Source organism: Mesorhizobium zhangyense (genome assembly GCF_011045115.1).
GTDB lineage: Bacteria > Pseudomonadota > Alphaproteobacteria > Rhizobiales > Rhizobiaceae > Mesorhizobium_M > Mesorhizobium_M zhangyense.
Map to the genome: position 1 here is coordinate 192,183 of NZ_JAAKZG010000007.1, position 25,795 is coordinate 217,977.

The 25,795-nt window shown below is 59.9% G+C and carries 25 protein-coding genes and 1 pseudogene; 20 read left to right on the forward strand and 6 right to left on the reverse strand.

The genetic code is table 11. From position 1 onward, the window contains the following. Positions 1-282 precede the first annotated feature (282 nt). Positions 283-1,278 (forward strand): Tim44 domain-containing protein, encoded by a 996-nt coding sequence (locus tag G6N74_RS18345; RefSeq protein WP_165119460.1) that lies wholly within the window; start codon positions 283-285, stop codon positions 1,276-1,278. 59 nt (positions 1,279-1,337) lie between these two features. Here G6N74_RS18345 and G6N74_RS18350 read toward each other — a convergent pair whose 3' ends face one another. Continuing rightward, a complete protein-coding gene (locus tag G6N74_RS18350; protein WP_165119461.1) occupies positions 1,338-2,147 on the reverse strand; it encodes a class I SAM-dependent methyltransferase in 810 nt (269 codons plus the stop codon). 112 nt (positions 2,148-2,259) lie between these two features. Between G6N74_RS18350 and G6N74_RS18355 the strand changes: the two genes are divergently transcribed. From G6N74_RS18355 to G6N74_RS18380, 6 genes and pseudogenes are all read left to right on the forward strand, one after another. Continuing rightward, entirely contained in the window at positions 2,260-3,390 is a 1,131-nt protein-coding gene (locus tag G6N74_RS18355) for an ABC transporter substrate-binding protein (protein WP_165119393.1), read from the forward strand. 3 nt (positions 3,391-3,393) lie between these two features. After that, positions 3,394-4,458: a FecCD family ABC transporter permease gene (locus G6N74_RS18360; RefSeq protein WP_165119394.1), complete on the forward strand. Its 1,065-nt coding sequence runs from the start codon at positions 3,394-3,396 to the stop codon at positions 4,456-4,458. Beyond that, positions 4,452-5,204, forward strand: coding sequence for an ABC transporter ATP-binding protein (locus G6N74_RS18365; RefSeq protein WP_165119395.1), 753 nt, complete (start codon positions 4,452-4,454; stop codon positions 5,202-5,204). Before G6N74_RS18360 ends, G6N74_RS18365 begins: the two co-directional genes overlap by 7 nt. 188 nt (positions 5,205-5,392) lie before the next feature. Further along, positions 5,393-5,966, forward strand: a pseudogene (locus G6N74_RS31540) (2-deoxy-5-keto-D-gluconate 6-phosphate aldolase domain-containing protein); the annotation flags it as partial. A gap of 218 nt (positions 5,967-6,184) precedes the next feature. Further along, complete coding sequence (locus tag G6N74_RS18375) at positions 6,185-6,811, forward strand: phosphotransferase family protein (protein ID WP_165119396.1); 627 nt, start codon at positions 6,185-6,187, stop codon at positions 6,809-6,811. A gap of 19 nt (positions 6,812-6,830) precedes the next feature. Further along, positions 6,831-7,565 (forward strand): enoyl-CoA hydratase, encoded by a 735-nt coding sequence (locus G6N74_RS18380; RefSeq protein ID WP_165119397.1) that lies wholly within the window; start codon positions 6,831-6,833, stop codon positions 7,563-7,565. Positions 7,566-7,795: 230 nt separating this feature from the next. Here G6N74_RS18380 and G6N74_RS18385 read toward each other — a convergent pair whose 3' ends face one another. From G6N74_RS18385 to G6N74_RS18400, 4 genes are read right to left on the reverse strand one after another with little or no spacing between them, the layout of a single operon-like run. Beyond that, entirely contained in the window at positions 7,796-8,812 is a 1,017-nt protein-coding gene (locus tag G6N74_RS18385; RefSeq protein ID WP_165119398.1) for an acyl-CoA dehydrogenase family protein, read from the reverse strand. Beyond that, entirely contained in the window at positions 8,809-9,960 is a 1,152-nt protein-coding gene (locus G6N74_RS18390) for an acyl-CoA dehydrogenase family protein (RefSeq protein WP_165119399.1), read from the reverse strand. Before G6N74_RS18390 ends, G6N74_RS18385 begins: the two co-directional genes overlap by 4 nt. Before the next feature lie 49 nt (positions 9,961-10,009). Further along, positions 10,010-10,333, reverse strand: a complete 324-nt coding sequence (locus G6N74_RS18395; RefSeq protein WP_165119400.1) for a DUF4286 family protein — start codon at positions 10,331-10,333, stop codon at positions 10,010-10,012. 23 nt (positions 10,334-10,356) lie between these two features. Then, a complete protein-coding gene (locus G6N74_RS18400; RefSeq protein WP_165119401.1) occupies positions 10,357-11,496 on the reverse strand; it encodes an acyl-CoA dehydrogenase family protein in 1,140 nt (379 codons plus the stop codon). A 193-nt stretch (positions 11,497-11,689) separates the two neighbouring features. On the opposite strand from G6N74_RS18400, the gene G6N74_RS18405 reads away from it, so the two are divergent. The 11 genes from G6N74_RS18405 (at position 11,690) to G6N74_RS18455 (ending at position 22,601) form a co-directional block, all read left to right on the forward strand. Beyond that, positions 11,690-12,316 carry a TetR/AcrR family transcriptional regulator gene (locus G6N74_RS18405; RefSeq protein WP_165119402.1) on the forward strand — a complete coding sequence of 209 codons (627 nt, stop codon included), beginning with the start codon at positions 11,690-11,692 and terminating at the stop codon, positions 12,314-12,316. Between the two features lie 10 nt (positions 12,317-12,326). Then, positions 12,327-13,292, forward strand: coding sequence for an NAD(P)H-dependent flavin oxidoreductase (locus G6N74_RS18410; RefSeq protein WP_165119403.1), 966 nt, complete (start codon positions 12,327-12,329; stop codon positions 13,290-13,292). A gap of 11 nt (positions 13,293-13,303) precedes the next feature. Beyond that, on the forward strand, positions 13,304-14,086 hold the full coding sequence (locus G6N74_RS18415; protein WP_165119404.1) for an enoyl-CoA hydratase/isomerase family protein: 783 nt from the start codon (positions 13,304-13,306) through the stop codon (positions 14,084-14,086). 17 nt (positions 14,087-14,103) lie between these two features. Further along, positions 14,104-15,228 carry a thiolase family protein gene (locus G6N74_RS18420; RefSeq protein WP_165119405.1) on the forward strand — a complete coding sequence of 375 codons (1,125 nt, stop codon included), beginning with the start codon at positions 14,104-14,106 and terminating at the stop codon, positions 15,226-15,228. Positions 15,229-15,544: 316 nt separating this feature from the next. After that, on the forward strand, positions 15,545-16,744 hold the full coding sequence (locus G6N74_RS18425) for an ABC transporter substrate-binding protein (RefSeq protein WP_165119406.1): 1,200 nt from the start codon (positions 15,545-15,547) through the stop codon (positions 16,742-16,744). Between the two features lie 66 nt (positions 16,745-16,810). After that, positions 16,811-18,469 carry an AMP-binding protein gene (locus tag G6N74_RS18430; RefSeq protein WP_165119407.1) on the forward strand — a complete coding sequence of 553 codons (1,659 nt, stop codon included), beginning with the start codon at positions 16,811-16,813 and terminating at the stop codon, positions 18,467-18,469. Continuing rightward, the gene (locus tag G6N74_RS18435) at positions 18,466-19,338 is read left to right on the forward strand and encodes a branched-chain amino acid ABC transporter permease (RefSeq protein ID WP_165119408.1); all 873 of its coding nucleotides are present in this window, start codon (positions 18,466-18,468) and stop codon (positions 19,336-19,338) included. Before G6N74_RS18430 ends, G6N74_RS18435 begins: the two co-directional genes overlap by 4 nt. Beyond that, entirely contained in the window at positions 19,338-20,330 is a 993-nt protein-coding gene (locus G6N74_RS18440) for a branched-chain amino acid ABC transporter permease (protein ID WP_165119409.1), read from the forward strand. Before G6N74_RS18435 ends, G6N74_RS18440 begins: the two co-directional genes overlap by 1 nt. Next, positions 20,327-21,091, forward strand: coding sequence for an ABC transporter ATP-binding protein (locus G6N74_RS18445; protein ID WP_165119410.1), 765 nt, complete (start codon positions 20,327-20,329; stop codon positions 21,089-21,091). Before G6N74_RS18440 ends, G6N74_RS18445 begins: the two co-directional genes overlap by 4 nt. Continuing rightward, entirely contained in the window at positions 21,084-21,788 is a 705-nt protein-coding gene (locus G6N74_RS18450) for an ABC transporter ATP-binding protein (protein WP_165119411.1), read from the forward strand. Before G6N74_RS18445 ends, G6N74_RS18450 begins: the two co-directional genes overlap by 8 nt. Positions 21,789-21,845: 57 nt before the next feature. Further along, complete coding sequence (locus G6N74_RS18455) at positions 21,846-22,601, forward strand: IclR family transcriptional regulator (protein WP_165119412.1); 756 nt, start codon at positions 21,846-21,848, stop codon at positions 22,599-22,601. A gap of 25 nt (positions 22,602-22,626) precedes the next feature. Here G6N74_RS18455 and G6N74_RS18460 read toward each other — a convergent pair whose 3' ends face one another. Further along, on the reverse strand, positions 22,627-23,445 hold the full coding sequence (locus tag G6N74_RS18460) for an SDR family NAD(P)-dependent oxidoreductase (protein ID WP_165119413.1): 819 nt from the start codon (positions 23,443-23,445) through the stop codon (positions 22,627-22,629). 231 nt (positions 23,446-23,676) lie between these two features. Here G6N74_RS18460 and G6N74_RS18465 point away from each other — a divergent pair, with 231 nt between their 5' ends. Next, positions 23,677-24,828 (forward strand): acyl-CoA dehydrogenase family protein, encoded by a 1,152-nt coding sequence (locus tag G6N74_RS18465; RefSeq protein WP_165119414.1) that lies wholly within the window; start codon positions 23,677-23,679, stop codon positions 24,826-24,828. Then, on the forward strand, positions 24,825-25,751 hold the full coding sequence (locus G6N74_RS31390; protein WP_165119415.1) for an acyl-CoA dehydrogenase family protein: 927 nt from the start codon (positions 24,825-24,827) through the stop codon (positions 25,749-25,751). Before G6N74_RS18465 ends, G6N74_RS31390 begins: the two co-directional genes overlap by 4 nt. Positions 25,752-25,795: the final 44 nt, after the last annotated feature.

A 25,795-nucleotide genomic window follows, 5' to 3' on the forward strand; every position in this document is an offset into this window, starting at 1 on the left:
GCGGGTCCAGTTTCCTTGGGTCTGTCCGGAGGTTCCGCATGAATTCCCCCGTCGCCGGTTTGAATTGTCCATCCTGCCGAGTGGCTCTGTTACGGGCGAACGGCAGGGCATCGAGATCGGCTGTTGTCCGCAATGTCGAGGCTCCTGTTCTCACGGCCAGGGCTACCCCAAGCAAGAAATCGTCCTTTGAGGGCATGTTCGACTGATCGTTCGGACAACTGCAAGAATAACCAAGGCGCCTCCAGCGCAACCAACACCAATGCCTTTGGAGCAAGTTTCATGTTGAATTCCCGCGCGAGCCGACTCTACGTCCTGATTGCAGGTCTGTTCCTGACTTTTTCGATCGTTGCGATCGACCACGCGGAAGCGCGCCGTGGCGGTAGCTTCGGCAGCCGCGGTGCTCGCACACTCCAGGCGCCGCCGGCGACCCGCACGGCGCCAGAGACGGCAGCGCCGATCGAACGCTCCATGACGCCCAACGCCGGAACGAGTGCTTCCGCCCGGCAGCCTCAATCCGGCCTTCAACGCCCGGGCTTCATGAATGGGTTTGGTGGCTCCATGATGAAGGGCCTGTTGCTGGGCGGCCTGATCGGCCTGTTTCTGGGGCAGGGGTTCGGCGGTCTGGCAGGCATGCTTGGCCTTCTGCTTCAGGTCGTATTGATCGGGGGTGCGGTCATGCTGGCAATTCGTTTCTTTCGTTCCCAGTCTACGCGTGCCCATGCGCCGGCGACGGCCGGTGGCCCACGCGATGCAAGCAGCTTCAAGTATGACGAGGCGGAACGGCGCGACGGAAACACAAGCAGGTCGTTCAATTTTCCGGGGATCGGGTCGGGCAGTGGGGCAAAGACCCAGGCTTCTGGTTCTGACGAGATTTCCTTGACGCAGACGGATGTCGATACCTTCCAGCAGCTTTTGAGCGATGTGCAGGAGGCTTTCGGACGAGAAGACCACGCTGCCTTGCGCAAACTGGTCACGCCCGAGATCGTTTCATACCTGTCTGAAGAACTTGCGGACAACGCAAAGAACGGGGTCAGGAATGATGTTTCCGACATTGTGCTGCTGCAAGCCGATGTTGCGGAATCGTGGCGCGAAGGCGACCGCGATTATGCGACGGCCGCCCTGCGCTATGAATCGCTCGATGTAACCCGAGAACGCAACAGCGGCCGCGTTGTCGAAGGCACTCCCGACCAGCCGACTGAAACAACGGAGCTTTGGACCTTCACGCGCCAGCGAGGCGCCGACTGGCAGCTAGCCGCGATCCAGGAGGCGCGCCAGTAACGTTGGATCTCATTCCAGCGATTGCCTGGATGGCAGCAGACAGGTCACTTTCTGCTCCGTCAGGCCGGCTTTTCGGCGCAGATCGCGTAGCGGTGCTGGATACCACGGGCGAGACCTTTCAGCACATTCCAGTGTTTGGCCTGAGTCCTATGTATCGTGCGAAGATCGGTATCGACGATGATGCGTTCAAACCCCGTTTCCCGAAGCATCGCCGCGACAGCCTCGGCCCGCGCGCCGTCGGAAAAATAGACTCTCGAGACAATGCTGTTATGCGCCGCCATAAGTTCTTTCGGCGCATGCAGCGGATCCGGTTTGAGCAGGCCGATTTTCTGCAGCCTGTCGGCTAGACCCTTCAGCAGCTTCTCTGCGAGGCCAACATTGACGAAATCGCCGTCGATGATCAACAACCGTCCGCCCGGTTTCAAGACGCGCATCCACTCGGCGAAGGCCGCCTTCGGATCGACCAGCGTCCACACCAGATGACGGTTTACGATCACGTCATAGGCGTTGTCATTTTCCATCGTGTTTTCAGCATCGCCCAGCCGGAAGCTGATCGAACGCTGGCGCTGCCCGACTTTCGCTTTCGCCCGTTCAAGCATAGGCTCCGCCCAGTCGAGACCGGTCACGCGGTAACCGAGATCGTCCAGCAGATGGGAGACGACGCCGGTGCCGCTGGCGAGATCGAGGGCGCTGCGTCCCGCTCCGTCGCCGAGATGCTTCAATACCAGTTCGTGCCATGCCTCCCGCTCGTCCTCGGAAAAAATCTCATGCCCCGGAGACAGATCGAAGGTTGCGGCACGCGCGGACCAATAGGCCTTGATCTCGTCGCGCAGACCGTAGTTGTTCCCGTTTTCATTGATGTCGGCCATCGCCTTCAACCCTTGATGCTTTTCACCTTGGAACAGCTCTAAAAGATAAAACTTGACTGTTCTACTCACAAAATCATAGAGCGCTTCCACTTCCCACTGGAGAGAAACTGCGATGCGCTTTACCGGCAGATCAGCCGTCCTTGCAATGGCCCTTGTTGTCTCGGCGGCCTGGCCCGCGCTGGCGGACAAAATCACGGTCAAGGACGTGACCGGCCGTGACGTTCAGGTCGAAGCGCCAGTGCAGCACATCATCCTCGGCGAAGGGCGGCAGATTTATTTCCTTGCCGCCCTCGAGAAGGACGCGCCCTTCAAGCACGTCGTCGGCTGGCGCGACGATCTGCCGAAAGCCGACCCTGAGTCCTATGCGGCCTATCTCGCGAAATATCCGGACATCGCCAAGCTGCCGACCTTCGGCGGCATGAAGGACGGCACCTTCGACATCGAACAGGCCGTGGCGCTCAAGCCCGACGTCATCCTGATGAACATCGATGCCAAGACGGCAACCGAAGAGGGCGGCTATATCGAAAAGCTCGCCAAGGTTGGCATTCCGCTGGTCTATGTCGACTTCCGCGAAAAGCCGATGGAAAATACCGAGCCGAGCATGCGCATCATGGGCAAGCTGATGGGCAAGGAGGATGTGGCTGAAGACTTCATCAAGTTCCGCGCCGACAGCATCAAGCGCGTGAGCGATGTTCTGGAAAAGGAGAACCCCAGCAGGCCGCTCGTCTTTGTCGAGCGCGCGGGCGGCTACTCGGACGATTGCTGCATGTCCTTTGGCAACGAGAACTTCGGCAAGATGGTTGAGCTTGCCGGCGGCATCAACATGGCCAAGGACATCATTCCCGGTACCTTCGGTACCGTCAATCCCGAGCAGGTCATCGCTTCAAACCCGGATCAGATCATAATCACCGGGGGCAATTGGGACGGCTATGTTCCCGGCGGCGATTGGGTCGGCGTCGGTTATGGCGCTGATATCAAGGAGGCGCGCCGCAAGCTCGAGAATCTCACCAAGCGTCCGGCCTTTACCGGCGTGAAAGCAGTGAAGGACGGCAACGTCCACGCCATCTGGCACCAGTTCTACAACAACCCTTATCAGTTCGTCGCGATCCAGGAGATCGCCAAGTGGCTGCATCCGGAGTTGTTCAGGGATCTCGACCCGGAAGCGACATTCAAGGAACTGCATGCCCGGTTCCTGCCGCTGGAATACAAGCCGGGATATTTCGTCTCCCTGAAGGACGAATAGGGCATGGCCGCAGAGGTCACTCTCCCGACGGTAACAGGGCGCGATCAATATCGCGCCCTTGCCTTTAAGCGCATCCTGATTCTTGCGGCGCTGACCGTCGCGCTGGCGGTCAGCATTGCCGTCGACATGGCTCTGGGGCCAGCCAATTACCGGTTGACTGAGGTCCTGTCCGCGCTGATGGATCCGGCCGCTGCCGGCGATCAGCTCAGGGTCGTCATCTGGGACATCCGCATGCCGATCGCGCTCATGGCCGTTACCGTGGGAGCGTCGCTCTCCGTTGCCGGCGCGCAGATGCAGACCATCCTCTCCAACCCGCTCGCCAGCCCCTTCACGCTCGGCATTTCCGCCGCAGCAAGCTTCGGTGCAGCGCTGGCCCTCGTGGGAGGAGTCGCGCTCTTTCCCGGCGCCGTGCAGTATATGGTGCCGATCAACGCCTTCTTGATGGCGATGGCGGCGGCGATGTTCATCCATTTTGCCTCCACCATGCGGGGTGTCAGCGTCGAGACCATCGTGCTGCTCGGCATCGCCCTCGTCTTCACCTTCAATGCAGCACTTTCCCTGCTCGAATATCTCGCTTCCGAACAGGCGCTGGCCGCCGTCGTGTTCTGGACCATGGGCAGCCTTACCAAGGCGACCTGGCCGAAGGTCTGGATCACCGGCGCAATCCTCGTCGTGGTGGTGCCGCTGTTCATGCGCAATGCCTGGGCCTTGACCGCGCTTCGCCTGGGTGACGACAAGGCTGCCAGCATGGGTGTGAAGGTTCGCCGCCTGCGGCTCGAAACAATGCTTTTTGTTTCGCTGCTGGCCGCAATCCCGGTGTCATTCGTCGGAACCATCGGCTTTGTCGGCCTCGTCGGCCCGCATATCGCCCGCATGGTGGTTGGCGAGGACCAGCGCTTCTTCCTGCCGGGTTCCGTCATCTGTGGGGCACTTCTGCTGTCGACGACTTCAGTCGTCAGCAAGATGCTGATACCGGGCGCTATTCTGCCGATCGGCGTTATCACGGCGCTTGTCGGCGTGCCTTTCTTCTTCATCTTGATCTTCTCCAGCAGGAGGCGGGCATGGTAGCGCTTGCCCTGAAGGATGTTGGCGCCAGCTATGGCCGCGTCACGGTCCTTGCCAATGTCAGCGTGGATATGCTGATGGCCGGCAGCATCACCGCCGTCGTCGGGCCGAATGCCGCGGGGAAGTCGACCCTTTTCAAGCGTATTGCCGGACTGATCTCCGGACCCGGTATCGTTACGCTTTCGCAGACAGAGCAGGGGCCACGCACCATCTGCTATATGCCGCAGGACACCGGCGCCAATGCGGTACTGACGGTCTATGAATCGGTTCTCCTGTCAGCCAAGCAGGGCAGCAGCTGGAAGGTTCGCGACGAAGAACTGGCTGAAATAGACGATATCCTGAAGGTGCTGCGCATCGAGGACCTTGCCTTTCGCGGCCTCGGCGAACTTTCGGGCGGACAGCGGCAATTGGTGTCTCTCGCGCAGGCGCTGGTTCGCAAGCCGGAAGTTCTGCTGATGGACGAACCAACTTCCGCGCTCGATCTGCATCGCCAGGTCGAGGTTCTCGACTTCGTCTCGAAGCTGGCGCGCCGGCAGCACATGATCGTACTGATCGCCTTGCACGACCTCAATCACGCCCTGCGCTACTGCGAAAACACCATAGTCATCGCCGATGGCGCGATGATCACCAGCGGTCCGAGCGGAACGGTGATCACGCCTGACATGCTGCGTGACATCTACAAGGTGAGCGCTCGCATCGAGACCTGTTCCAGGGGCAATCCCTTCATCCTTGTCGATGGGACTGCCTGAAGCGGCTTGGCTTTCGGTAGCAAGAGGCGTTCGTCCCCCGGTGCTGCTGGCCTTTGGCGGAACTGCGTTCCCGACATATGGAATGACTGCTTTGCGCACCTGCTGGCCTTTGGCGCAAGAAACCTTGCCGATCAAGAATTGCTGGCCAATCGCCTGAAAAGGCTGCAACCAACGCCTCAGCTGCGCGCGATACATCATCGTGGTCGGTCAAATATGCGAACGCCTGTGGAGCATTTGCCGTGTCGCGCCACGGCTGCACACCGGCATGTCCTTCATTGGAGGAGCTCAACTTCTTTCTGAGGCGCGGCGTCGTGCGGCCTGATCTTCGCAACGATGCCGAACTGGAACAGCTTCACTGGTCGACAAACAGGCACGGCGACTGGCCGGAAATGCGGGTCTTTGCCTTTGACCACCGGATGCAGCTCGAGGCGATGGCAGGGTACACGCTTTCCAAAGGCGGAGTATTCAAGGACCTATGCCTTCAGGCGGCATTGCGTGTGCAGAACGGGCAGCCGGGCTATGGAATCTTGTGCAATGACCGGATCGGAAGACGGGCGCTACGCGGCCTCGCGCCGAAACAGGATGGAGTTCCTGCTGGAGATCATTCCTTCAAAAGTAGGGACCGTTTCAACAGACATAGTCACCTTGTTGATACGGCGTTTCTATGCGGAGGGTATCTATCCCGATTGGTGGAAACTGGAGCCGATGGAAGAGGAACGCGCATGGGCGCAGACCTGTGCCGCCATTATCGAGCATGACCCCTCACGATACGCCCGACTCTGCGCCGTATGGGATGAACTATCTCGAAAACCTGATCGAGCTGAACAAGTCTGCGCGATGAGCTGGCATTGGGACGAGACCACGCTTGCGGCCCTTGAGAGATTTCTGAGGGAAAGAGCCTGTTCGAACGGACGCCTGAACCGCACGTGGTCACCGATACCTTGCCTACCAGCTTCGATGCAGGCCGCGATGGCGAAGCCATGGCGTTCGCACTGGTCGACGGCCTGGCACGCCTCCATGCTGTCGACTGGCAGGTCTGCGGGCTCGGCGATTTCGGTCAGCCGCTGAATTTCAATGCGCGTCATCTCAAGCGTCTCGAAACATTGATGACCTTGCGCGATGACGCTGTTCCGTCCTTTCTTGCCGACATGGCAGCGCATCTGAAGGCGCATCTACCCAGGGAAAGTGGCGCGGCCATCGTCCACAACGACTATCGCCCGGGGAATGTGATCTGGTCGCAAAAAGGGCCGCCACGCCTGCTCGCGATCCTTGACTGGGAACTTGCGACGATCGGCGATCCGCTTCTCGATCTTGGTTACATGGCCTGCTGCTATCCGGTGAAGGGTGAGGAATTGACGCCGACACAGGAGCTTTCGGCAGCATTGCTTGCCGAGGGCTTCCCCTCGCGCGAAGCGATGATCGCGCGCTATGCCGAAGTTACCAAGCGCGATATTTCCGGCCTCGGCTGGTATGCTGCAATGGCCTCCTGGAAGCTTGCGGTATTGTACGACTATCAGCACAGGCTCGGCCGCGATGGCTATTACGAAGACGCAACGCAGGCGCCACGCTTCATCGCAGCGGCGGAACGATTTACCCGCTGGAACTGACCGGTTCGGGGAGGAAAAGTTGGACGACAAACCGCTGCTGATCGAGATTGCTGACGGCGTCGCCATACTGAGGCTCAATCGGCCTGCAGCACTGAATTCACTCAACCGGACGCTGCGGGCGATGTTGATCGAGGCGTTGGCTGAAATGGACGCTCGCAATGACGTCTCAGCCATCATCCTTACGGGCACGGGCAGGGCGTTCTGTGCCGGGCTCGACGTCAAGGAACTTGGCGCCTCGGGCAGTACGGTGGCGGAGAATATCGACAATGACGATCTGGGTTCGGCACTTTCGCGCGTGAAGACCCCGCTGATTGCCGCGATCAACGGCCTCGCGGTGACTGGTGGCTTTGAGATTACGTTGGCATGCGACATCGTGCTTGCCGCCGAATCGGCCTGGTTCCAGGACACCCATGCCAAGATCGGTCTTCTGCCCGGATGGGGACTGTCACAGCGTCTGCCCCGCGTCGTAGGACCCTATCGCGCAAAAGAGATTTCGCTGTCGGCGCGCAAAGTTACTGCCGAAGAGGCCACACACCTCGGCTTCGTCAACAGCGTCGTGCCGGATATACAGCTTATGCCTGAGGCGCTTGGGCTCGCACGCTCGATCGCTCAATGGCCGGGTGAACACACGCGGCGTATCAAGACACTCATCGACGACGGCTATGCCATAACGCTTGCCGACGCACTGAAATTCGAAGCGCGGGAAGCACATGCGCTGAATGTGCAGGTTCAGATCGAAGCAAAGAACTCGTGAGGACAGGCTATTGCGCTGTGACTGGCCTAAGAGAAGTGTTTGAGAATTAAGGATTTTGGCGTTTCTTGTCGACTGGTTTGAAAATCGGCTGGACCGGTTGGAGCATGTTTTGATCAGTGAGAGATCGTGCGATCAACGGGCGCCAGATTCGCTCGGCTCTAGCATGGCGCGTTGTAAAGGTACGCCGGTTGTTACGACCTGCCTTCCTTCGAAGCGTCTTCCCTTGATTGTTAGATGGGCCACCTCAACACTGCCTGCTGACGTTGCGTGTTGGTTGCGCCGAGATTCTCCAAAAGATGCGTGCGTAGAAGATAGAGATGTGCGTCGCATTCAGCACTGAAGCCGATACCGCCATGCACCTGAATGCTGCTGCGGCAGTTTTCCAGAGTATAGCGGCATGCCAGCAGCCAGCATGCCTCAATCTGGAAGAGGGCGTCTGGCCAGCCGTCACGTTCGGCAATCGCAGCGAACAGGAGCTGGGCCGAGAGGACATCGGCATTGATCGCCATATTTGCGCAGCGATGCTTGACCGCCTGAAACGAGCCGATCGGTTGACCGAATTGGGTCCGCACCTTCGCGTATTCGACGGACATATCGCGGACCGCTTCGCACATGCCGAGCAGCTGCGCCGAAATGAGCAGCCTTGCCATGCGTGCGGCAGATGAGGTGGTGGCATCGCGGAACTCGAGCGCGTGATCTGTCCCCAGGACAGCGCGCGAAAGACTTATCGTGCGATCGGTTGAGGCGACGTGCGTATGAGTGATCGAAGACACGTCTAGAAGCGCTACCCCGCGCGGTCCCAACACGAGAGCAAGGTCCGCATCGCCCACATCATAGAGGTGAAGATGCTCGCCATTAGCGCTTCCCGTCTGAGATTGGGCGGATTCGCCAAGGTGATTTGCCAGACACGCCTTTCTCGTTCCATCGAGAAGTGCTGCAACAAGCTCTGTCTGTCCGGTCTCGCCTGCAAATCGGACCGCGATCGTCCTTGCCAGGGCGGAGGGCGAAACGATATGCCGCCCAAGTTCCGTATGAAGCAACACATCCTCGACCACGGAAAGTCCCGCCCCGCCATCATCTTCGGGGAGCGACATTGTGAAGCCGCCGAATTGTGCAATCACGTCGAGATTGTCGACTGCAGATCTGCTGCCTTCCCGGAGCCGGGCAACAGGATAGGACTCTGCCAGCATCGCGCGAACCGAATCCACGATCTGTGTCTGCTCGACCGAGTTGTTAAGATCGATCATCGGGCACCTCCGCGCGGAAGACCGAGAATCCGCTCGCCTATGATGTTGCGCTGGATCTCGGCGGTCCCACCGGCGATGGTTTCGCTGAACGCCTCCAGATAGGAATACACCCACTCCTGATCCTGCTCTGCCTCGGCATTGCGGGGGCCAAGCACCTCCATCGCTATGCCGTAAATTCTCTGGCTGAGTTCGGCAAAGAATAGACGGACGATCGAGCCGTCGAATGCAGTAGCAGGGTCCTTGAAGAGGGTCCGGTAGGTCAGTGCGCGCAATGCTGCAGCTTCCGCGCGTGCGATCGCTATGTCGCGGCCAATCGACGAGCAGGCTGCGTCGCCGCCTCGCGAAAGAAACAGGGTGGCGAGAGACTCGATCTTCTGCTCCATCATCAATTGCAAGGTGATCGCAGCGGTCCGGCGTTCGAAGCCCAGCGTGGTCATCGCCACGTTCCAGCCGTCATGCAGGGCTCCGACAACATTCGACAAGGGGATGCGAACGTTGTCGTAGAAGACCTCGGCGAAATGCGTGGCGCCGGCAAGGTTCTTGATGGGGCGCACGGTGATGCCTGGCAGGGTCATGTCGCAGATGACCCAGCTCAAACCCTTGTGACGCTGAGAGCCGGGGTCGGTGCGGATCAGCAGTTCCTGATAGTCGGCGATATCGGCGAAACTCGTCCATATCTTCTGGCCATTCACGACGAGGTCCTCGCCGTCGATCCTGCCGCTGGTCCTGATGCCGGCAAGATCGGAGCCGGCACCCGGCTCGGAAAAGCCCTGGCACCAGATGGAGTTGCCCGAGAGGATGCGCGGGAGATGAAAGGTCTTCTGCTCTTCGGTCCCGCATTCCATCACCGTCGGTCCGGCATGGTTCAGCGCCACGAATGTCGAGTCGAGCGGCGTCGGCGCACCGGAGCGTACATACTCTTCGTGCCAGATGATCTGCCGTTCGAACGAAAGCCCGCGCCCGCCGAATTCCGCCGGCCAGGAGATGCCGGACCACCCGCCGGCATGGCGCTTGCGTAGCCATGCGAGGGCGAATTCGCGCGCTTCGATACCGCTGTGAGGAGGTGTTTCAGTGGGCACATTCTCAAGCAGCCATCGCCTGGCCGACTTCCGGAACGACACGTCCTCTTCGGAGAATTCAAACTGCATATCCGATGTTCCGTTTAAGTCTCGATGCTGCTGGTGTTCATCGCTGCGATCAGAGCGGCTTGAATATTGCCGCGAGTTTTTCCAGCGCCATGGCGCTGGAAAGGACCATCGCATCCGTGCCGGCGCGCTTGCCGATCTCGTCGGAGACGGATTTCAGGTCGTCGGTCTCGATCTCATAGATGGCGAGATAGCGGTAGGGCAGGGGCAACGCACTGCGCTGAACTTCGGCCAGTTCGAACCGCTCAGCTTTCACGATACCCGGAACCGCCAGAACGTCGGGAACGTGGGTGCTGGAATACCAATCGTTGAACTCGCCATCCCTGCCTTCAACGGCGTTGGTCAGGACGACGAATTTATAGGCTTTCTTTTCCATGGATCGCTCCTCCCCTGTGAACGTCAGGCCTGAGACATCAGAGCCCGGCCAATGACCATCCGCTGAATGTCGCTGGTGCCTTCGTAGATCTGGCAGACGCGAACATCGCGGTAGATCTTCTCGACTGGGTAGTCCGCCACATAGCCGTATCCGCCATGGATCTGGATCGCATCGGAGCAGATTTTTTCGGCCATCTCGGAAGCGAACAGTTTGGCCATCGAGGCCTCTTTCAGGACAGGTTGCCCCGCTTCCTTCAGCGCTGCGGCGTGCAGAACCAATTGCCGTGCTGCCTCAAGCCGCGTCGCCATGTCGGCAAGCCGGAAGGAGACGGCCTGGTGCTCGGCGATCCTGACGCCAAAACTGCGCCGCTCTCCGGCGTAAGCTATCGCAGCGTCCAGTGCTGCCCGCGCCATCCCGACAGACTGGGCGGCAATCCCGATGCGCCCGCTCTCCAGATTGGACAGCGCGATTCTGTAGCCCTGGCCTTCTTCGCCCAGCAGCAGATCCGGCGTCAGTTCCATATCGTCAAAGGCGATCTGGGCAGTATCCGAAAGGTGTTGGCCAAGCTTGTGCTCGATGCTGGCTACACGATATCCGGGCGTGTTCGTGGGAACGATGAAGGCGCTGATGCCCTTCTTTCCCGCAGCAGGATCGGTGACGGCGAAGACGATCGCCACGTCGGCATTCTTTCCGGACGTGATGAACTGCTTGACGCCGTTGACGATGTATCGATCGCCAATCTTTTTCGCGCGCGTCGTGATTGCGGAAGCGTCCGATCCAGCCTGTGGTTCGGTCAGGCAGAACGCACCCAGCCATTCGCCGCGCGCCATGGGCTGTAGGAAGCGCTCTTGCTGGGCCGGAGTTCCAAAACTCAGGATCGGTCCGCAGCCGACCGAATTATGAACGCTCATCACCGTTGATAAAGCGCCGTCGCCTGCAGCGATTTCCTCGATTGCCAAGGCATAGGATACGAAATCTGTCTTCGAGCCGCCCAGCGTTTCGGGCACGAGCATGCCCATCAGGCCAAGCTCGCCCATCTCCTGTATGCGGTCGCGCGGAAATGTCTTCGTACGATCCCATTCGGCGGAGAATGGCTTCAGCCTCTCCTGCGCGAAACGGCGCGCCATATCGCGCACCATGGCTTGTTCTTCCGTTAGCAGCATCGCAACGATCTCCGGTTCTTCAAATCAGTTCGACTGCAATGGTTCGGGTGGAGGCAGTAATGGCGAGATCCATATCGAGACGCATGTGAAGGCCTGTCGAGAAATTCGCCGACGGCGATTGACGGTTATTTACTTCTCAGTATATGACCTACTGACAAGAAGAAATCAATCTTGCCTTTTCACGACAGAACCAATGAACGCAAGCCCGCAGAAATCGCCCTGGCCAAATGCCGCCGACCGCGAACGCGAGCGTGGCGAGAAACGCAATGCGCTTCTCAGTGCGGCAGTCCGTTCCTTCAACGAGCGTGGTTTCCATGCCACCTCGCTCGACGATGTGGCGGCTTCGCTGAACGTCACGAAGCCGACAATCTATTATTACTTCGCCAACAAGGATGAGATCCTCTTCGAGTGCGTCCGGCTCGGGCTGGATGGGATTCGGCAGATCGCCGAGGCGGTCGAAAATGCCGGCGGCAGCGGGCTGGACCGGCTTACGGCTTTGATGCGCGGGTATGCAGTCATCATGACAAAGGATTTCGGCATGTGCGTGACCCGCACTGCCGATCACGAACTGTCCGAGGAAAGCCGGTCCCGCTTCCGTGCGCTCAAGCGCGAAATCGACATCACCGTTCGGCGCGTCGTTGAGGATGGAATTGCCGACGGCTCGATCGCATCCGACGATGCGCGTCTCACGACATTTACGCTGGCGGGCGCATTGAATTGGATCGCCAGATGGTACGAGCCGAACGGGCCTTTGACCGCTGAGCAGATCGCCGATTCATGCGTAAAGACCCTTGTGCAGGGCCTGGCTCCGCGATCCTAAGGACAGTCTCATGCCGGTTCCCCAGAATTTCGAAGGCCGCCTCAAGCTTCCCGCAATCGCGGCGCCGATGTTCCTGGCTTCCGGGCCCGATCTCGTGGTGGAAGTCTGCCGCTCGGGTCTGGTCGGCACCTTTCCAGCGTTGAACCAGCGCAGCAGCGCCGGCTACGCGGAATGGCTCGAAGAGATTGAAGCGCGGCTGGCTCCGGCCCCGCACGCCGCGCCGCATGGCGTCAATCTCATCGTTCACAAATCAAATCCACGCCTTGCCGCCGACCTTGAGGTGACCATCCGCCACAAGGTGCCGCTGGTGATCACGTCGTTGGGCGCGGTGAAGGATATTGTCGAGGCAGTGCATTCCTATGGCGGGTTGGTGTTCCACGACGTCGTCAACCTGCGGCACGCGCAAAAGGCGGCGGAAGCGGGTGTCGATGGCATAATCGCCGTCAGCGCCGGTGCGGGCGGCCATGCCGGAACGCTAAGTCCTTTCGCCCTGGTGTCGGAGATTGCGTCGTTCTTCGACGGCACCATCATTCTTTCGGGCGCATTGAGCAATGGCAGGCAGATCGCGGCGGTGCGCGCTATGGGCGCCGACATGGCATATCTGGGCACGCGGTTCCTTGCCACCAAGGAGTCGATGACAGCTGATGCGCAGAAGCAGATGATGGTCGAAAGCCGGGCGAGCGACATCCTGTACACGCCAAACATTTCAGGCATTCACGCCAATTTCCTGCGGCAGAGCATCGTTTCCGCTGGCCTGGATCCTGACAATCTGCCCGCGCATGGAAAGCTCGACATGAGCAATGAAGCCAGAGCCTGGAAGACTGTCTGGTCTGCCGGGCAGGGTGTCGGCGGCGTTGCCGACATTCCGGGGGCAGCCGATCTCTGCGAGCGGCTCATCGCGGAGTACGATGCCGCAATCGGCCAGTTCCGCAACGACCCCTTTTCACGCCGTCGCGAAAAAATGGCTATCGGCTGAATGGAGCTGAAATGACAAAGCCTGTCCTGCTGTCGGTCGAAGCCGGAATCGCCGAGATACGTTTCAACCGTCCCGAGCGGTTGAATGCACTGGACCGGGATTTGGCAGACGGTTTTGCCGATGCGGTCATTGCGACGCTTGCCGAGCCGTCGGTGCGTGTCATCGTCGTATCGGCGGAAGGCCGCGGCTTCGTCGCAGGCGGAGACCTGGGCCATTTCCAAGCCGCGGATGACAAGAGCAGGGCGGCTGATGAACTTATCAGCTCCATGCACGGGGCGATCAAGATGTTGGCGGCGGCCCCACAGATCGTCATCGGCAGTCTGAAAGGCGCGGTCGCGGGCGGCGGCATGTCTCTGGCACTCAGTCTCGATCTGCTCGTAGCCGCCGACGATACGGCGTTCAATCTTGCCTATGCGCGGCTCGGAACATCACCGGACTGCGGGGGGTCATGGAGTTTGCCCCGGCTGATAGGGTATCGGCGCGCGTTGGAAATCGCGCTGCTGTCTGAAACCATCAGTGCCGACGAGGCGCTAAGGCTCGGCCTCGTGAACCGCGTTATGCCCCGCGCAGAGCTCGAAACCGCGACCAGGCAGCTGGCGGAAAAACTGGCGGCAGGCGCACCAGCGGCGCAGGCGCATATCAAGCGGCTGTTCCGTTCAAGCCTGGAAAGCAGTTTTGCCGAACAACTCGATGCCGAGGCGGACGCATTCGCGGCTTGCGCATCGACGGCGGATTTCGCCGAAGGAATCGATGCGTTTTTCGCAAAGCGCAAGCCTGTCTTTACCGGACGCTAGCACACGGGATCAAATTCATGACCAAACACGCCTTTATCGCCGGCTATGTCCGCACGCCCTTCACTTTTGCAAACAAGGGCGCGCTTTCGTCGGTGCGCCCGGACGATCTCGGTGCGCATGCCGTTCGCGAATTGCTGAAACGAACCGGTGCGCCCGGCGAAGAGATCGAGGATGTGATTTGGGGCTGCGCCTTTCCCGAGGGCGAACAGGGCCTGAATATGGGCCGGATCGTCGGTATGCTCGCGGGCTTACCCGAACAGGTCGCCGGCGCGACCGTCAACCGCTGGTGCGGCTCGTCGATCCAGGCGGTGCAGATGGCTGCCGGCATGCTGGCAATGAATGCGGGTGAGGCCTTCATCTGCGGAGGCTCGGAAAGCATGTCGCGCGTGCCGATGATGGGTTTCAACCCACAGCCTCACCCGAGCTGGGATCAGCAAGCGACAGAAGCCTACATGAATGTCGGCCTCACGGCCGAGCGCGTGGCGCGGCAATTCGCGGTGTCGCGTGAACAGCAGGACAGCTTCGCCTTTGCGAGCCATTCCAAGGCGCTCGCGGCGCAGCGGGACGGGCGGCTTGCTGCAGAGATTTCTGCGGTGGGCGAGGTCACGCAGGACGGTTGCGTGCGCGAAACATCGATGGAGCGCCTTGCTCAACTCAAGACGGTGTTCATGGAAGAGGGGAGTGTAACCGCAGGTTCGTCTTCGCCAATGACCGATGGCGCTACGGCGGTGCTCGTCTGCAGCGAGGAATTCGCGCTGCGGCATGGTCTTGAGTTGCTGGCGCGCGTCGAAGCATTCGCGGTTTCGGGCTGCGCGCCTGGCATCATGGGGATGGGGCCTGTCGAATCCTCGCGCAAGGCGATGGCACGCGCCGGCATTTCAATGCGCGATATCGATCTCGTTGAGATGAACGAGGCGTTTGCCGCGCAGGCCGAAGCCTGCCGCCGTGAACTCGGCATAGCCGAGGAAAAGCTCAACATCGATGGCGGGGCCATTGCGCTCGGCCATCCGCTCGGTGCGACGGGAGGTCGGCTGGTGGGCAAATCCGCGATGCTGCTGAAGCGCGAGAAGGCAAAGCGCGCGCTTGCCACGCAATGTATCGGCGGCGGCATGGGGATCGCGATGATCCTGGAAGCTGCCTAGTCGCCGGTTTCGCGTTCTCAGGCTCGCAAAAGCACTTTTATATCCGGGGTTGAGAGCTCCGGGGGACGCCTGTGTTCGCCCGCAGGAAGGATGTTCATATAGTGGGACAATTGGAGCGCTGTAACTTCTTCTCTTGGCCGTGAGATCGCGCGTTCGAGGCATGATTCGGCAAAATACCGTTGACGGAATAGATGAATTGATGCAGATTTGCTTTTCAGTCGTACCATATATTGGAACAAACTGACGCTACGACTTTTGGGAGGGAGTGCAGGTGAAGTTATCTCGTCGGTCTTTTATCGCGACGTCAGTCGGGGCCTTGGCAGTCGCGCGCGGGTTTCCTGCGATCGCGCAATCCGGGCCCATTCGTATCGGCTGCATAACCACGCTTTCGGGTGCTGCCAGCATTCTCGGCAAGCCCCAGCATATGGGCATGGAGATTGCCGCCAGGAAGTTGAATGAGGCGGGCGGCATTCTCGGACGCCAGGTCGAGATCGTCGTTCGTGACGATCAGTCGAAGCCGGATATTGCGGTTGCAGCCGTTCGTGAACTCGCTGGCGATGGCGTCAACATCTTCGCCGGTGTTCTGGCAAGTCCGGTGGCTTTGGCCATTAGCGGCATCGCTGAAGAGCTGGACGTCGTGTTCCTCAACGCGGCCTCTCACGGAAACAACCTTACGCATGAGAATTTCCGCAAGAATTACTTCCGCGTGACCGATTATTCGGCAATGCGCATCTCCGCTGCATCGCGCCTCATGGCGGAGAAATATCCCCATGTGACGAAATGGGGTGCGATCATCCCGGACGCCGAGATCGGACGTTCGACGATGGCTACCTTCCAATATGGATTGCCGAAATATCACAAGGAACTGAACAACCAGGAGGTCTCGATCAACGACCCTGTGGTGGTCAAGTTCGGAGCGACGGATTTCCGCAACGCCGTTTCCACGCTGATGAGTTCCGATGTCGACGGAATTTTCATTGGTGTCGGCGGGGGTGACGAGGTCGGCTTCCTTCAGCAGGCCGGGCAGCTTGGCCTGTCGAAGAAGGTAAAGGTCTACGTGAGCTCCGGCAGCGATTTTCAGGTTGCCAAGGCCTTGGGCAAGCGCACTCCGGAAAACTACTGGAGCGGGCACCATTGGTATTTCGGTGCGTATCAGGACAACCCTGTTTCCAAGGCTCTCTACGATCAGTATGTGGCCGACACCGGCGACAAATTCCCCGACGGCTTCATCGGCATGGGTCATACCGCGATCACGGCGGTCGCTACCGCTGCTGCCAAGGCCAAAGATCTTTCCACCAAAGCACTGGTCGGTGCGCTAGAAGGGCTGACCTTCGAGGGCGTCAAAGGCAAGGTGACGCTTCGTGCCGAGGATCACCAGGCGCTCTGTGATGTCAACTATGTCAAGCTCGGCCCGGATGACGGCGAATTGGGTTGGAAAGTGTCCGACTTCTACAAGACGGACGGCACCGATCTCGCAGGTCCGGCGACGCCGGGTGTGGCAATCAAGTTCCAATAGACAGAGCTGGATAGCGGGCCTTGACCAGGCCTGCTATCCGTCCTGCACACGGGTAAGTGACCCTTCATGCTGAGACGAACCGATACTGGCTGGGTGCTGCCGGAGGCTGGCGCGCGTGCGCAGGAATATCTCTCTTCCGGCGAATGGAGTTCTGAAAGCCTCCATGACATCGTGCTCAGGCGCCTCGGTGAAGATCCCGATCATCTGGCGGTGATCGACGATCGCGTCAGAATGACCAGAAGCGCGCTCTATTCCGATGCACTTCGTCTTGGCAGCGCTCTTGTCGGGCGGGGGCTCGGGCCTGGCTCGGTGGTGTCGTTTCAGCTGCCGAACTGGCACGAGGCCTGCGTTATCGGCCTGGCGAGCGCACTTTACGGGTTTGTTCTCAACCCCTTGCTGCCAATGTATCGCGAGCACGAGTTGAGCTTCATCCTGTCGCAATGCCGTTGCGACGCGCTTTTTATTCCGGCCAGTTTTCGAAACACGGATTTCGAAGCGCTGTTAGCGCGGGTCGATTTCGAGACGAAGCGCGAGGATCGCATATTCCGGGTCAGGAGCGGGCGGGAGGACGTCCCCACCTTCGAGGCTCTGCTGAGCGAAGGTGATGATATTATCGAGCCGCCCGCAGTGGACAATGCGGATGTGAAGATAGTCATCTACACATCCGGCAGCACCGGCCGGCCGAAAGGCGTGCTGCACAGTCACCATACGCTGCACGCGTTCGTGCAGGAGGGCGCGCGCTTCTGGGGCATCGATGGCAACGATCGCATGTTCATACCTTCGCCGGTGGGCCATGTCGGCGGATCGATCTACGCTTTCGAAATGCCGTGGTTCACCGGAGCAACCGCCATACTGGCGGATACGTGGGACGCGGACCAAGCGGTCGATGTCATCGACGCTGAAGGTGCGACTTTCTTTGCTGGGGCCACGCCCTTCCTGCAAGGATTGCTGGATGCCGCGTCATCTCGGGGCAGCCATCTTCCCACTCTCAGGCGTTTCGTCTGCGGCGGCGCGAGCGTGCCGGTTTCCCTGATCGCCCGCGCGCAGGACCACTTCCGCAATGCGGTCATCTCGCGCGCCTACGGCTCGTCCGAAGTCCCCATCATCTGCCCGGGCATATTTACGCGTAACGATGCGGTCCATGGCCAAACAACGGATGGAGAGATCAGGGTCGAGCTGGTGATCGTGGACTCCGACGGCAGGCCTGTCAAGGCGGGCGACAGCGGCGACATTCTCGCGCGATCGTCGCGGATGTTTCTCGGATATATCGATACCGACGATGAGGCGGGACAGTTCACCCCGGACGGTTATTTCGTCATGGGCGATGTCGGGCGCAGGATCGACGGCCGGTTTCTCGAGATCACCGGCCGCAAGAAAGAAATCATCATTCGGCACGGCGAGAACATCAGCCCTCGCGAAATCGAAAACGCGCTGCTCTCACATGAGGCGATCTCAAGTGCTGCCGTCGTCGGCGTGCCGGATGCCAGAACCGGCGAGCGCGCCGTGGCGTTCGTTGCGCTTAAGCCGGAGAAGGCGTTTTCGATGGAAGCGATGCGGTCGTTTCTTTCCGAGTTTGGCATGGCCCGCCAGAAATTCCCGGAGGAACTTCACATCATGGATCGCCTGCCGACGAATTCGATTGGAAAGATCCTCAAGGAGCAGTTGAAGGCGAGTCTGGTCCGGCCTGCTCGGCCTGATGTGGGCAGCTGGGAGGCATCACAGTGACTGCGCAGATCGCGTTCGCCGCAGCCAACGGCATTGTCCTTGGCATGGCGGTATTCCTCGTCGCCGCCGGCCTCACGCTGGTCTTCGGAATTCTGAAGGTCTTCAATTTCGCTCATGGAAGCTTTTTCATGATTGGTGCCTATATCGCACATGCGATTACCGGCCAGGATCCTTCCTCGCTACCGTATTTTCTTTTTGCGGCTTTCGTTGCAGCGCTTGCCGTTGGTGCGATGGGGATCGCTACCGACACCTTGGTGCTGCGCCGCCTCTCCAGCGTCGCGAACGACTATACGCTGATTGCGACCTTCGCCATTCTTCTTCTGTGCGACGGCGCCACGAAAATGGTCTTCGGCCAGGATATCTATGCTGTCTATCCCCCAGCGGTACTCGATCAGACGATGGATGTCGGAATCCTGCTGACCTATTATTCCGTATTCATCGTCGCCTGCGGGATAATCGTGTTCGTGCTGCTGGAACTGGGGCTCAACAGGCTGTGGTTCGGCAAGCTCGTTCAGACGGTGGCGCGAGACCCGTGGATGGCTGGTGTGATCGGGCTGCGCGTGCAGCGCCTGAAGCTCGTCAGCGTCGGCGTCAGCTTTGCGCTGGCCGGTCTTGCCGGTGGTCTTCTGGTAGCCAACCAGAGCCTTTCGCTTAGCCTTGGACACTCATACCTTCTGCTCGCCTTCAACTCGGTCATCGTCGGCGGGCTTGGAAGCATACGCGGCGCCTTTGTTGCCGCACTGATTTTCGGCCTGTTCGAAAGCTTCAACTCGCTCCTTCTTCCGTCGATGCCGGGAACCGTGTCCTACATGGTTCTCATCGCGGTGATCCTGTTGAAGCCCGAAGGCCTTTTCCCGGAGCGGACATAATGAACGGCAGCTCATTCATGCGTCCAGCCGTTATCTTGCTCTTCGTTGCCGCTCTCGCTGCCGCCCCATTTGCGGTTAATCAGGGGCTATTGTTCCTCATTGGCATCGCGATGCTGCAGGCGATGTTTGCGCTCTCGTGGAATCTCATGTTCCGCTATGCCGGCCTGGCATCGTTCGGGCATGCGATGTTCTATGGCATCGGTGGCTATGCGGTCGCGGCCATCATCTTTCATGGGTTCCCGCTGCCGTTTCTTCTCGCAATCCTGCTCTCGACGGCAATCGGGGCCGTCGTTGCGTTTGTTGTCGCGCTGATCGTTCTCCAGCGAGCGGCGGGAATTCAGCTCGCGGTTCTTACATTGGCGCTGTCGCAGCTGGTACTTCTCTTCGTCAGCTACACCGACTTCCTCGGACGCGATGACGGCCTTTCGGGCCTTGCGCGCCCGGTTCTCGATTTCGGTTTTTTCACTCTCGATCTCCGGTCCCCGACCGCATTCTACTACTTCATCATGGTTGCATTCGCCCTGGTGACTGCCGGCCTGTTGTGGTTCGTCTCGGGGCGCTTCGGGCGCGTTCTGCTTGCCGTTCGCATCGACAGCGAGCGCGCCGCATTCCTGGGCGTGGATGTTCGGCGCAAACGTATTTTCGTCTTTACACTGGCAGGCGCCATCGCCTCCTTTGCCGGCGCGCTGGCCGCTCCGTGGGCGCAGATCATATCCACCGACAGCATGTCGTGGTTCAATTCCGCGCAGCCCATGCTCGCCACGCTGCTTGGTGGCGCTGGCTCCTATTGGGGGCCGGTGATAGGGGCCTTCGGCCTGATCCTCGTGAACTACTTCACGAGGACTTTTGTCGGCCTGTCCGAGTTCATGGTCGGTGGCATTCTTCTCTTCGTCGTGTTGCTCGCCCCGTCGGGTATTGCCGGGTTCTTTGAAATGCTCCGCAGGATGCGCAATCGAACCCGCACCGCCAGTGCCCGGGAGCACAACCAATGAGCGTTCTGGTCGCGAAGGGCATTCGCAAGACCTATGGCAGTCTGGAAGTGCTCAAGGGTGTCGATCTTTCGGTCGGGGCCGGGGAAACCTTTGCCATCATCGGGCCAAACGGTGCCGGCAAGACGACCTTGTTCAAGGTGCTGACGGGAGAGGTCAGCGCGCAGGGTGGATCGGTCAGTTTTGACGGCAAGGATGTCACCAGGCTGCCGGCATTCGTTCGCGCCCGCATGGGGTTTGGCCGGACGTTTCAGGTCGCTCGCGTGTTCGGGGAGCTGTCGATCTTTACCAACGTCGTACTGGCCATCGAAGCGCGCAAGGTGAACGGCGGCGAGTCGTGCGGCCGCTGGTGGGATTGGCGCCCATCGGCAGATACAAGCGACGAAGCACGTTCACTGCTTGAGAGTGTCGGCCTGGGTCGTCAGGGCGACGAGGAAGCGGGCCTGCTGTCACATGGCGATAAAAAGCGCCTCGAATTTGCCGTCACTCTTGCCGGCAAGCCGCGCATTCTCATGCTTGATGAGCCCACGGCGGGCATGTCGGCTGCTGATCGCAAAAGCACGACCAATCTGCTTCGCGACCTGAAGGCGAAGGGGATAACGATCATTATGACCGAGCATGACATGGACGTCATTTTCGATCTCGCCGACCGTCTCATGGTCTTGAACTACGGTGCGGTGGTCAGCCAGGGCGATCCGGTCACGGTGCGCGAGGACGAGATGGTCAAGCAGGTCTACCTCGGGAAAGGTGTCGGGCATGCTTGAACTGGAAGGCGTGAACGCATTCTACGACCAGAGCCATATTCTGCACGACATCGGTTTCTCGATGGAGGAGGGCGGCCGCGTTGCCATTCTCGGCCGCAATGGCGCCGGCAAGACCACGCTTCTGAAGAGCATCATGAATGCCGGGCCTCGGGTGCAGGGGGGAATCCGCTTCAAGTCCAGGGCGCTGGCGAATGCTTCGCCGGATGAGCGGGCGCGTCTCGGGCTGGCTTTCGTTCCGGAAGATCGGCGCGTGTTCGGACACCTGACCTCCTACGAAAACCTGAAGATCGCGCAGTATGGTGCATCGCCCGAACGCGAGAAGGTGCCGATCGACGATTTGATTGGCCGCTTCCCCATGCTTGTGCCGCTCAGGAATCGCCCAGGATCGCAGATGAGTGGCGGGCAACAGCAGATGCTTGCGGTTGCGCGGGGAATTGCGGCACGTCCGCACATAATGCTACTGGATGAGCCTACGGAAGGGTTGGCGCCTGTTATCGTGGCGGAACTTGCACATGAGGTGGCCGCCTGTTGCCGGGACTACGGAATTGGTCTCCTGCTCGCTGAACAGAGTATCTGGTTTTCGCGGCAATGTACCGAGCGGGTTTTGGTTATAGACACGGGGCGGATTGTCTTTTCGGGCAGCTGGCAGGACTTCGATGAAAATGCAGAGAGGGTGCAGCGGCATCTTGCGATTTAGCGCAGACAACAAGAGCAATCATGTTCATTGCGCCGGCATGGCAGTGTGGTGCGACCGGTGACCAAAACGGATGTCCCTAATGATGGCACGCAGGCGATACGCCGCGCTGCCTCGATCCTGAAGCAGATTGCCAAAACGCCCCAGACCGGGTCCACCCTGCGCGAGCTTTCGGAAGCGATGGAACTCTCGCGTTCGACGACGCACCGAATTCTGAAATGTCTTGTCAGCGAAAAGCTCGTAGCCCAGAGCGACGACGCCAAGCGTTACTCGATCGGTGAATTGGCGGCCGAGCTTGGCCTGGCCGTGAGGGGACGAAAAGACGTTATCCTGACGTGGCGGCCCGCCATTGAAGCGCTGGCAAGAGATACCGGGGCGACCACCTATCTCATGGGACGCAGCGGCAGCGAGTCCGTGTGCCTGGACAAGGCGGAAGGCTCTTCGGTGATAAGGGTCATTCCGGTCGAGGTCGGCCAGCGCCGCCCGCTCGGCCTCGGTGCCGGCGCGACGGCCATTCTGGCGGCAATGCCCGAAGCCGAATGCGAAGCCACGATCGCCGCAATCGAGCCCCATCTGCATCGATATGGGCGTGCCACTGCCGACGATTTGCGAAAGGCCGTCGCAGACGCGCGGGCCAGCGGTGTCGCAGAGAGCTGGGGAAAGGTGGTCGAAGGGGTCTATGGCCTCGGCATCGCCGTACCGTCGGACAAAGGCGGCATGCTGGCTCTCAGCATCGCCACCCATCAGTCGCTTGCTACGGAAGAGAATATCCAGAAGTGGAAGCGCCTTCTGAAAGCCGCTGCTTCCCTTCAGTGATCAGGTTCCTCATCGGGATTTGATGTCAACCGTGAACCACGGGCTTTCCCGAATGGCTGAAATCCGGCTGCACTTCGGTGCGGGTGGCAACGAGCGCCGTCTCTGAAAGAAACTTGGTAGCCGACCAGCCTCCGTCGATTGCGATGCACTGACCGTTGATCCAGCCGGCGGCGTCCGAACACAGGAAGGCAATCGTGTTGGCGACGTCATCGGCAGTGCCCAGGCGCGGCGACGGCGTCATATCGTTGTTCATGCGCTTGAACCGCTCGTCCTCGAAGCGGCCTTCCGTCATTTCCGTCGGAATGACTCCCGGGGCGATGGCGTTGCAGCGAATACCGCTGCTGCCATACTGGCAGGCGACATGCGACGTCAGGCCAAGCAGACCTGCCTTGGCAGCCGAATAGGCTCCACCCCGAAGCCCGCCGACCAAAGCGTATGTCGAGGATACGTTCACGATAGCCGAGCCCGGCTGCATGACGGTCAAGGCTTCGCGAATGAACCGGAACGGCGCGCGCAGCATCAGGTTCAGGCTGGCGTCGAGCGTAGCGTCGTCGGTTTCATGCACCGGCTTTGGCCGGCCACTGCCTGCATTGTTGACGAGGTAGTCGAGGCGGCCGAAGCGCGACATGGCCAGCTGAACGGCGCGGGATGGAGTGTCGTCCAGGGTGGCGTCTGCGGCCAGCACAGCGACCAGGTCGCGCCGTTCGCCGGCGGCCGAAACCAGCGCGTCAAGCTTCTCGCTGCGACGGCCCAAACCAACGACGGCAATGCCGGAATTCACAAAGGCCAGCGCGGTTGTCAGGCCAATGCCGCTTCCCGCTCCCGTTATGAGTGCCACTTTCATATTCCAGAACCTCCCTCTTGAAGCTGTCTGTCTAACGCTGGTTGCTTCGCACCGCCAACTTGTAGCGCTTTGTATGGATCATCCCGTATAGTAGGACAAATATATGATGATTGTTTTCGCCTGATTGATATTGCTAGCAGAAGTTCTATTGACATAGAAGCAAATTATGCTGATTTTCGAGTTCAATCCGTTGATTGGCGATGTACCATTATATGAGACAGGTTTTGAGTTATGGACTTTTCCTGGTCTGGTCCGCAAAGCGCATTTCGCGCGCGTGTCGTTGACTTTCTGAAGTCGGAACTGCCCGACGACTGGAGCGAGATCGCGCGGCACGGACCGGGATCGCGTCAGCAGACGGATTTCTCCCTCCGCTTCTGCCCCAAGCTTGCCGAGGCCGGCTTGCTGGTTCCGCACTGGCCAAAGGAATTCGGCGGTGAAGGCGCAACCGTTTGGGAGCACTTCATTCTTGGCGAAGAGATGTGGGCGGCCGGCGAGCCGCGCGGGCCGCAATATATGAACGTCAACTGGATCGGCCCGACGATCATGCGCTTCGGTACCGATGAGCAGAAAGAGTTGCATCTGCCGCGTGCGGCCAAGGGTCAAGCCATCTGGTGTCAGGGCTTCTCGGAACCTTCGGCGGGATCCGACCTCGTGTCGCTGCGAACATCAGCCGAGCGCGACGGGGACAACTTCGTCGTCAACGGCTCGAAGATCTGGACGTCTTATGCGGGCCTGGCGGATCACTGCTTCCTGCTCGCGCGTACATCGGGCAAGCGCAAGGACGGCATCTGCATCTTCATCGTGCCGATGGACACGCCTGGCATTTCCGTACGGCCGATCCCCAGTCTCGTCGGCGAAGGCGATATCCATGAGGTGTTCTTCAACGATGTGACTGTTCCGGCATCGGCGATGCTCGGCGAAGAGGGCAAGGCCTGGTCGATCATCACCTACTCTTTGGGCAATGAGCGCGTCGGCATTCCTCGTTATGAGTTTTCACGCCGCACCCTCGACGCGCTTGTCGCGCGATTGAAGGAAGAAGGTCGGTGGAACGACGAATATATCCGCTACCGCGCGGGGCAGGCGCTTTCGGCATGCGAAGCAGCACGCCTGCTTGTCTACCGGGTGGTGGATGAGCGGTCCCGGGGCGCGCCGCCGAGCGCGGAGTCGAGCCTCGCCCGCTTTGCCGTCATTACCGCCGATCATGCCGTCTCGAATTTCGGTCTCGAGTTCCTGCCGGCTTCATATTCGAACGACGACATACCCTCGCTGAAGCCCCACCATGAACGCGCGATCGCATCGGGGATCGCCTCGGGGGCAGCGGAAATCCAGCTTGGCATTGTCGCTCAATCTTACCTGGAACTTCCTTGGGAGCCTCGCGCGTGAATTTTGCTGTCCCGGAGGAGTGTACCGCGCTCATCAGCGCTCTTGAGAAGCTGCTTATGCAGGCGGAAGCGACAGCTGCGCCTGTCGACGGAAGCAGGTCGTTCTTTAGTCGCGATCTTGATTCGGCACTTGAGGACTCAGGCTTCCTCGATGCGGCGGGGCTCGAAGAGTTCGGGCCGATGGCCGCCGCCATGGTCGTTCAGGAGATTTCCTCAAGGCCTGTGATTGTCGAGGCCGCCCATTCTTCGTTCTTGCGGGCGCTGGCATTGCCCGAGTGGCCGCGTCCGGTCGCCGTGTTGACGGGTAAGTTCGACCAGGCGACCAGATTTCTCGGTGTGGCGCGATCGGTCGTCCTGCTCGGCGAAAACGAGGCGCGGGTTTGCCGGATCGAAGGCAAGGACACGATCGCCACCGCGCCGTTCTTCGCATACCCGATGGCGCGGCTGGCGGACCCTGCCGCATGCCTGGCGCGGTCCGAGGTGGTGGCGGACGCAGCGCTCGTGCGGCGGTTGCTGCTTGTGGCGACGGCATGCGAACTGAGTGGCATCCTCAAAGGCGCTTTGTTCAGTGTCACAGACTACGTCAAGAACCGCCGCCAGTTCGGTCGCGCGATCGGGTCGTTTCAGGCAGTCCAGCATCGGCTTGCAATGTGTGCGAGCACGATTGCGGCAGGCGAGTGGCTCGCACGCAGGGCCGCTGTTTCCGGTTCCTTGGAGGATGCTGTCATGGCCGCCGGCTATCTTCAGGAAAGCACCAGCCGCATACTCTACGATCTGCATCAGTTCATGGGAGCAATGGGGCTGACGCTTGAACACCCACTATACCGGTGGTCGTATCGGGCAAAGCTGCTTCTGTCCGATCTGGGTGGGGCATCGCGGCAGTTGCGTGATGTCGCGGCAATAACCTGGCCAGAGACCGCCTAGTCAATCGCACGGCTGGTTGAATACATTTTTGAGCAGGAGCATTG